The sequence below is a fragment of the Streptomyces sp. P5F9 genome (assembly GCF_057961495.1).
Map to the genome: position 1 here is coordinate 1 of NZ_JBXVPZ010000480.1, position 7,159 is coordinate 7,159.

General features: G+C 69.6%; 6 protein-coding genes and 2 pseudogenes. All 8 read right to left on the reverse strand.

Annotation, left to right across the window (positions count from 1 at the left end; translation table 11 throughout):
* Window positions 1–41: 41 nt before the first annotated feature.
* Entirely contained in the window at window positions 42–848 is an 807-nt protein-coding gene (locus AC31A1_RS43010; protein WP_489658520.1) for an alpha/beta fold hydrolase, read from the reverse strand.
* 67 nt (window positions 849–915) lie between these two features.
* Complete coding sequence (locus AC31A1_RS43015; RefSeq protein ID WP_489658521.1) at window positions 916–1,374, reverse strand: cupin domain-containing protein; 459 nt, start codon at window positions 1,372–1,374, stop codon at window positions 916–918.
* A gap of 160 nt (window positions 1,375–1,534) precedes the next feature.
* Window positions 1,535–1,750 carry an SDR family oxidoreductase gene (locus tag AC31A1_RS43020; RefSeq protein WP_489658522.1) on the reverse strand — a complete coding sequence of 72 codons (216 nt, stop codon included), beginning with the start codon at window positions 1,748–1,750 and terminating at the stop codon, window positions 1,535–1,537.
* A pseudogene (locus AC31A1_RS43025) lies at window positions 1,732–2,950 on the reverse strand (RNA-guided endonuclease InsQ/TnpB family protein). The gene AC31A1_RS43020 and the pseudogene AC31A1_RS43025 overlap by 19 nt, the downstream one beginning before the upstream one ends.
* Window positions 2,951–3,165: 215 nt before the next feature.
* Window positions 3,166–3,564, reverse strand: a pseudogene (locus AC31A1_RS43030) (SDR family NAD(P)-dependent oxidoreductase); the annotation flags it as partial.
* A 60-nt stretch (window positions 3,565–3,624) separates the two neighbouring features.
* Window positions 3,625–5,232, reverse strand: coding sequence for a sodium/solute symporter (locus tag AC31A1_RS43035; RefSeq protein ID WP_489658523.1), 1,608 nt, complete (start codon window positions 5,230–5,232; stop codon window positions 3,625–3,627).
* Window positions 5,229–5,663 carry a DUF485 domain-containing protein gene (locus AC31A1_RS43040; RefSeq protein ID WP_489658524.1) on the reverse strand — a complete coding sequence of 145 codons (435 nt, stop codon included), beginning with the start codon at window positions 5,661–5,663 and terminating at the stop codon, window positions 5,229–5,231. The genes AC31A1_RS43035 and AC31A1_RS43040 overlap by 4 nt, the downstream gene beginning before the upstream one ends.
* A 308-nt stretch (window positions 5,664–5,971) precedes the next feature.
* The gene (locus AC31A1_RS43045) at window positions 5,972–7,147 is read right to left on the reverse strand and encodes a Gfo/Idh/MocA family protein (RefSeq protein WP_489658525.1); all 1,176 of its coding nucleotides are present in this window, start codon (window positions 7,145–7,147) and stop codon (window positions 5,972–5,974) included.
* Between the last annotated feature and the right edge of the window lie 12 nt (window positions 7,148–7,159).

Genomic DNA, 7,159 nt, shown 5'->3' on the forward strand with positions numbered 1-7,159 from the left:
GTGTGGGGTGGTGGGTGAGGATGGGGTCGGATGGCCGAGGTTCAGCGGGCGAAGGCGGTGAAGTCCGTGCCGGCGCTGTCCCAGATCGCGTGGATGACCTGGTCCGGGGTCTCCAGCTGCGGGGAGTGGCCGGTCTCGGGGAGCTGTTGGAACTGGGCCAGGGGGATCGCGGCGGCGTAGGCGCGTCCGTAGTCGACGTCGACGATCCCGTCGCTCTCGCCCCAGAGCACGAGGGTGGGGATCTCCAGGGACCCGAGACGCCCGGCGAGGGTGGGGTCGGCCATGGCGGAGCCCGCGTAGACGGCGATCGCGGTCCGGTTGCCCGCGGCGATCGCCTGCGCCGCCGGGGGCAGGGTCGCGGGGTCGATGCGGAACGGCTCCGGGTTGTGGAAGGTGAGCCCGAATACCTGATCCATGGTCAGGGAGAAGAAGTCGGCCACCGGATGGCCGGGCACCTCGATCCCGACCGCGTCGATCAGGACGATGCCGCTGACGCGCGGCGACTTCAGCAGCGCGATCTCGGCGGTGATCCAGCCGCCGATGGAGTTGCCGATGACGGTGACGTCGGTCAGCGCCAACTGGTCCAGGAGCGCGCCGTAGAGCGTGGCCAGACCGGAGACGGTGGTCAATGCCTCGGGCCGCTCGGTGCCGCCGAAGCCCGGGTGGGTCGGGACCAGCACGCGCACGTCGTGAGCGGCGGCGAACTTCTCGGCGAACCCCGTCACCGACTGCGGGCCGGCTCCGCCGTGCAGCAGCAGGAACGGCTGTCCGTCGCCGAATCCGGCCACGGACACCTCGACCGGGCCGACTCCGTCGAGGCTGACGGTGTATTGAGTGGTGGTTCCCATGGACTTCTCCTTGATTGGTTCGGGTGCTGCGTGGGCTGACGCGTTGACGGGTTATGGGTGCCGGCGTTCAGGCGAAGTCGGTGGACGGTTCGGTGGCGTAGCGGCTCATCGCTTCGATGGTCACCTCGGGCGTCAGGGGGCGGCCGGCGGCGATCATGTCGCGCAGTTCCCGGAAATAGTCGACGTACAGGTCTGGGGTGAACGTGTTGAGCAGGACCGTTGTGCCGTCGGTCGGGTTGGCGAAGGTGTGCGGGGCGCCGGGCGGGATCATGACCAGCGTTCCGGCGGGCGCGTCGTGCACGGTCTCGCCGACGGTGAACCGGGCCGCGCCGGACACGACGTAGAAGCCCTCGTCGTGGCGGGCGTGCCGGTGCTGCGGCGGACCGTCGGTGTGCGGCGCGAGCGTGATCTCCCCGATGCCGAGGCGGTGATCAGTCGTAGTGCCGTCTTCGAGGATCCGCATCCGGGTCGGGCCGAGCTGGATCGACTCACCGGCGTCCGGACCGACGACTGAGACGTCTGTCATCTGAGCCTCCGTTTGAGAGAGTTGGCTGTGTTCGTTGGGGTTGACTCTCATGAATGTAGGCGAGCCGACCCTTTTATGCAAGCCAACTCTCATGATGAGAGTTGCCGTTCGGGCGGTGGCGCGGTGTGTGGTGAGAGTCGGTGCTGGAGCGCTGCTCGGGTCAGGCGATGTGAGGATTGCCGTTCGACGCGCCGAGGCCTCCGTCGACGCGGATATGGGCCCCGTTCACGTAACTTGCCGCCGGACTGGCCAGAAACGTGATGACGGAGGCCGCCTCGGCAGGCTCGCCGAGGCGTCGCATCGGTACGCGGTTGAGGGCGGCGGCGACGATGGCGTCGCTCTGGAGGAATCCCGCGGTCAGGTCGGTGGAGACCATGCTGGGTTGACCTCTTCCCTCTCCTGAAGAAGGGGGATTCCTACGGTTCGCGCTGTAGGGGTTCCTGCTTCCACGCCGACTGCCCGCCGGGAGAACTCCCTTGGGGTCTTACACCAGCTCCACAGGCCGAGATGGCCAGCCCGGCCGCCAGGATGTTGCGGGCCGCGTTGATGTCGCGGTCATGCACGGCGCCGCAATCACACGTCCACTCGCGGACGTTCAGCGGCATCTTCGCCGCGACCGTCCCGCAGGCCCCGCACAGCTTGCTGCTGGGGAACCAGCGGTCAATCACGACGAGTTCCCGCCCGTACCAGGCGCACTTGTACTCCAGCATTATCCGCAGGTCACGCCAGGCCGCGTCCGAGATGGCTCGGGCGAGACCGTGGTTCTTGACCATGTTGCGGACGGCGAGGTCCTCGATCACGACCGTTTGGTTCTCACGGACGAGACGAGTAGTGAGCTTGTGCAGGAAGTCGCGGCGCCGGTCGGCGATCCGCGCATGCACGCGGGCGACCCGCTTGCGGGCCTTCTCCCGGTTCGCCGAGCCCTTCGCCTTGCGGGACAACTCCCGCTGCGCCCGGGCCAGCCGCGCACGGTCACACCTCTCATGCTTCGGGTTGGCGACCTTCTCCCCGGTGGACAGGGTCACGAGGGAGGTGATCCCGGCGGCCGGCGTGATGGTGTCCTGGCACAGCAGCGACACGAACCAGCGGCCCGCACTGTCACGGGACACCGTCACCGTCGTCGGTACCGAACCTCCGGGAGGGGGCGCGACCAGCGGATGTCCAGCGGACCGGCCATCTTCGCCAACGTCAGCTGTCCCTCGCGCCACGTGAAGGCGGAGCGGGTGTACTCGGCCGACGCCCGGGATTTCTTCCTCGACTTGAAGCGCGGGTACTTCGCGCGCTGGGCGAAGAAGTTCCCGAACGCCGTCTGAAGATGCCGCAGCGCCTGCTGGAGCGGGACGGAGGACACCTCCGTCAGGAAGGCCAGTTCCTCGGTCTTCTTCCACTGAGTCATCGCGGCCGACGACTGCACATAGGAGACGCGGCGCTGCTCCCCGTACCAGGCCCGGGTGCGCTCCTCCAGCGCCTTGTTGTAGACGAGACGGACGCAACCGAACATGCGCGACAACTCCCCCGCCTGCTCGCCCGTGGGGTAACAGCGGTACCTGAACGCCCGCTTGACCTGCCGCGCCATACCTCAGACCGTATCAACTCCCGTGTGAGCGGCGGGTGTCGGCCGGTAGGCGGCGCACACCGGTCCGCCCTGACGGCGAACCCGCTTCCCCTGCCCTGCTCCGCAGGAGCTTCGCTTCCTCCCCCGGCTGAAGCCGGGGGCATCCACGAAGGAGAGCCCCGATGAACGGCGTTGACGCGCACGCCTTCCGCGCCGTGGTCGAGCGCCATCGCGTTGGTCAGGTTGGTCACCGCGCCCTTGGCGGCGTCGTGGGCGGCCAGGCCCCAGTCACCGCCGAGCCCCGACGCCGAACCGACGTTGACGATGCTGCCGCCCACCGCACGCAGATGGGGGAGCGCGGCCCTGGAGGCGTAGAAGACTCCGTCGAGGTCGGTGGACATGACGCGTCGCCAGCCCGTCGCGTCGATGTCGGTCACGGTGCCCAACGGCTCGACGGACGCGGCATTGTTGACCAACGTGTCCAACCGGCCGTGGTCGTGGGCCACGGCGTTCACCAACCTGGTGATGCCCTCCTCGTCGGAGACGTCACCGACCCGGGCGATCAGAGTCGAGCCGGTCGGCGCCTCGGACACCACTGTGTCCAACCTGGCCTGCGTGCGGCCGATGATCACCACCGTGGCGCCCTCGGCGGCGAAACGGTGAGCGGTGGCCCCGGCCGGGTCGGCGGCGCACGGTCATCCGCTTCTGGGCTGCGACGGCCCGGCCAGCAGCACGGGTTCGATCGCCTCGTAGCGGTGGCGTTCGCGTGCGGTGGCCTTTCGGCCGGACAGGACAGTGCCGAGCAGGCCGCACAGGAAACCTGCCGGAACCGAGACCAGCGCAGTTGTCGTGAAGGGGAACCAGTTGAAGTCGGCCTCGGGGAAGGCGGATTGGGGGGAGCCGGAGACGAGGTTGGTGCCGGTCATCAGGATGAGGACGCTGAGGGTGCCGCCGATGAGCGTGCACAGCAGGCCGGCGCGGGTGTAGCGCCGCCAGAAGAGACCGAGGACGAGCGCGGGAGCGATGGCCGAGGCCCCCAGACAGAAGGAGACGATGGCCAGCGGTTGCAGGCTGCGGTGCTGGGCGAGTACGGCCAGTGCGATCACCGGTACTCCCACGGCCAGCGCGGCCAGGCGCGCCAGTGCCATCTCGCGCAGGGGCGGTGTGTTCGTGCGGGCGAGGACGTCATGGGCCAGGGAGTTGGCGCAGGCCAGCGTCATGCTGGCCACGGATGCCAGCAGGGTCAGGAAGATGGCGGTGGTGACGGTGGTGAACAGCAGGCTCTCCGGGCGGGAGAGGTTCGGTCCGAACGCGGCGCGCGCCCCGAGCAGATAGGCGGTGCTGCCGTGTGGGTCCGCGGCGGCGATCGTCTTGCCGCCGATGAGGGCGGTGGCGCCGACGGCGACGACGGTGATGACCGCGATGAACAGAGCGACCGCGGAGACCGCCCAGGACATCGCGCGGCGCACCTGACGGGTACTGCCGGCGGTGTACATGCGCATGGTGACGTGCGGCAGACAGGCGCCGCCCAGCACGATGGCGCACTGGGTGCTCACCATGTCGAGGGCAGGGTGCTGTCCGCCCGCGAACTGCAGGCCGTAGCGCAGGTAGTTCGGACCGGCGCCGCTGTTCTGTGCGGCGGACTGGAACAGGGTCTGCGGGCTCCAGCCGAAGGTGTGCAGGATGATCGCGGCGACGACGAGCCCGGAGCCGAGGAGGATCACCGTCTTGAGGATCTGGATCAGGGCGGTGCCGCGCATGCCCCCGATGGCCGCGTACGTGATCATCAGCCCTCCGGCGCCGACGACGCAGCCGGTGCGCATCGTGCTGTCGGAGAAACCGAGGACGAACGCCAGCAGCTGCCCCACACCGGCGAGTTGCACGACCATCATGGGCACCAGCGCCGCGAGGGTGACCGCGCACGCGGTGATCCGCACCGCACGGCCGGGCATACGGCGGGCCAGCACGTCGCCCATCGTGAACCGGCCGGTGTGATGCAGCGGTTCGGCCAGTACGAACATCAGGAGCAGCAGCGAGAGCAGGGTGCTCAGCGCCAGCACGACACCGTCGTAGCCGCATAACGCGATGATGCCGCCGACCGTGAGGACGGTGGCCGCGGAGATGTAGTCACCGGCGATCGCCAGGCCGTTGCGCAGGGGCGACAGCAACCGGTAGCCGGTGTAGAACTCGTTCAGGTCGTCACGGTCCGGACCGGTGACCACGCACAGCAGCAGTGTGAGGGTCACGACACTGAAGAACGCCACGAGCGACCAGGACTGCGCGGCGCCCTTGAAGTCCGTCACGGCCGCACCGCCCCGTCGCGGGTGTGACGGGCCTGACGGCGCACCCGGCGGGCGAGGGGGTCGACGTAGCGACGCGCGATCCCCTCGTAGAAGACCACGGCCAGCCAGGTGACAGGGAGTTGCACCAGGGCCAGGAACAGTCCGGTGGGCAAGCCGCCCGGGGCGGGACGGGCCATCACCGAGGGGAATTCGACGGTGAGCGTGAGGAAGACGGCGAAGTAGCCGAGCGCCGCGAACGCGGCGACGCGCCGCTGCCAGCGGCAGGCCCGGCGCAGGAGACGCAGATCGCGGTGCGGTCCGGCCGCCGAACGGGGCAGGGCCGTCGGCCGGCTGCCGCTCTGCGGGGCCGAGGCCCACATGGGCGTGGTGGGAGAGGCGTGCCGTCCGGGCCGGTACTGGAGCGGGTGTAACTCGGAGCTGTCGGAAGACATTCCAAGATCTCCTAGTGGGTCGTGGGCCCCAAGAGGTGCGGACCGCGAGAAGGCGGGGAATGGTCCGGGTCATCGCACGCTATGCGGGTGCCGGACCGCGCGCAGGACTTCCGGTGAACTCCCTGGTGAAGAGCACTGCAACGCTCTGACCTCGGATGTTGTGAATGTGAGGCGTGTGGCGGAGTACCACGGGAGTGCCGTGTGCGCCCTGGACGCGTCGAATCGACCGGGCGGGCGCGTGGTGGTGATGGTTGCCTCAACGGCGGATACGGAGAAAGCCCGTGAAGGCGCCGAGAGGTGACGTGTGGTCAGCCGATGCCCGTCCAGCGAGAGAGGTCCGCGGCGCTGCGCTCGACGGCCTGCATGACGTACTGGACCTGCAGGCCGTCGGCGAACGACGGGCGCGGGTCGCTCCCGTCGTCCGCCACCGCGGTCAGGAAGTCGTGGACCTGGTGGACGAACGCGTGCTCGTAGCCCAGGCCGTGACCGGGCGGCCACCAGGCACCCAGGTAGGGGTGTGAGGGCTCGGTGACCAGGATCCGGCGGAATCCCGCCTCCGTCTCCGGGGCGGTGGCGTAGTGGAGCAGAAGCTCGTTCATGGACTCGAAGTCGAAGGCGATCGACCCGCGTGAGCCGTTCAGCTCGATCCGCATCGCGTTCTTGCGTCCTGTGGCGAAGCGTGTCGCTTCGACCACGACGAGCGCTCCCCCTTCCAGTCGGCCGGTGAACGCGGTGGCGTCGTCGACGGTCACCCGGCCGCGCTGTTCCCCGGCCTGCGCCGAGAGTCCGCTGGATTCGGTCGGCAGGGGGCGCTCGGTGACGAAGGTGGCCTGTGTCGCCGACACTCCGGTGAGCCGTTCGCCGGTCAGGTGTTGGAGCAGGTCGATGACGTGCGAGCCGAGGTCCCCGAGCGCGCCGGAACCGGCCCGCTCCTTGCGCAGCCGCCACACCAGCGGGAACTCGGGGTCCACGATCCAGTCCTGGAGGTACTGGGCCCTGACGTGCCGCACCTCGCCGATCCGGCCCTCGGCGATCAGCCGGGCCGCGTGTGCCAACGCGGGCACGCGCCGGTTGTTGAAGCCGACCATCGACCGGACGCCGGCCTCGGCGGCGACCTGCGCCGCGGCGGCCATCCGCTCGGCCTCCTCGACGGTGTTGGCGAGGGGCTTCTCGCACAGCACGTGCTTGCCGGCGGTCAGGGCGGCGATCGCGATGTCGGCGTGCGAGTCCCCGGGCGTGCAGATGTCGACGACGTCCACGTCGTCGCGTCGTACCACCTCCTGCCAGTCGGCCGCCCAGTCGCCCCACCCCAGCCGCTCGGCGGCCCGCGCCGCGCCCTTCGGGTCACGGCCGCAGACGACGGTCATGTCGACGTCGAAGGGCAGGTCGAACACCCGGGGCGCGGTGCGCCAGGCCTGGGAGTGCACGGCTCCCATGAACGAGTGGCCGATCATCGCCACCCCGAGGCGGGGACGGCCGGACACGGGGTAGGGCGA